This window comes from Streptomyces sp. NPDC053755, from assembly GCF_040677675.1.
Lineage (GTDB): Bacteria > Actinomycetota > Actinomycetes > Streptomycetales > Streptomycetaceae > Streptomyces.
Genome location: NZ_JBFASK010000088.1, coordinates 1 through 1135 on the forward strand (window position 1 = coordinate 1; position 1135 = coordinate 1135).

Sequence of the window (1135 nt, forward strand, 5' to 3'; positions counted from 1 at the left end):
GGTCATGTTCTTGCGTTGGCGGTCGGGTCCGCTTTGGCCTGCGGCGACTTTGCCGTCGTCGCGGCGCCAGAGGAGGTTGCCGTCGTCGGCGAGGGGTTCGCGGGCCATGGTGGCGATCTCGGTGTGGTCGGTCAGGACGATCAGTTTGTCGGCGCCGAGGTAGTCGACGGTCTTGCGGACGATGTCGATGTCGACGTGGTAGCCGTCGAAGTTGATGCAGGGGAGGAGTTCGCCGTCCTGGGCGGCGTGGATCATCTCGGCCGGGACGGGGCCCAGGAGGTCGGGGAGTGTCTCGCGGTTCCAGTCGGCGTCCAGGACGCGGGGCAGTTCCGTGGCGCGCAGTGCCTGTTCCTGGGGGGTGCGGTAGGCGTGGCGGAAGTTGCGCGGCATGTCGTTGTAGAGGTGGTCGGTCAGGATCAGGTAGGGGGAGGAGGTGTAGCGGGAGTGGAGGAAGTCGATGACGTCGCGCATGCGGCGGGCGCTGCGCTGGGGTGCGTCGCGGTGGAAGTGGCCCAGGGCGATGCGGCAGCCGTTGTCGTAGAAGGCGGTGAGCAGGTCGGCGAAGGTGAAGCCGGGGGCGATGTCGTCGTGGAGTTCCATGGCGTCGGGTGCCATGACGATGTAGCGCAGGCCGTGCCGGCCCAGGGCGGCCAGGCGGCGCCATTCCTCGGCGGTGGGCGTCCAGACCCCGGCGCGGGGTATCCCGCCTTCGGGGCCCAGCATCGGTCCTTCCACGGCGAAGCCGCGGATCCGGGTCGAGGGCAGGTCCGCCCGGTACTTCCCGTAGGCGGTCACCAGCTGTTCGAAGGCGTCCATCGCCGGCCGGCGCAGATACACCGTGGGCAGGATCTCCAGCCCGCGTTCCTCGGTCAGTGTCTCCAGCACCGGAAGGTCGGCTTCGCTCATCTCGGAGAAGTCGACCTCACCAAGACCGTGAAAGTGGTAGAGGAAAGACTGCGACACGTGAGGGGCCTCCCAAGTCCGTGGCGATACACCGCTCGGGCAGACCCATCCGGGGCCCCCGAACGCGATCACACTAACAAACAAGCCTGCGCCCACCCAGAGTTCGCCACACCGTTTCGATCAACCATCCCCGCAGGTAGGCGAGTTGAACAACCCCACCCACACCCGCAGT

Annotated in this window: 1 protein-coding gene; it reads right to left on the bottom strand. The window is 67.5% G+C overall.

Annotation, left to right across the window (positions count from 1 at the left end; all coding sequences use genetic code 11):
* Positions 1–963, bottom strand: a 963-nt coding sequence (locus tag AB0K65_RS32350; protein WP_365722874.1) for a hypothetical protein, incomplete at its 3' end; no start/stop codon positions are given.
* Positions 964–1135: the final 172 nt, after the last annotated feature.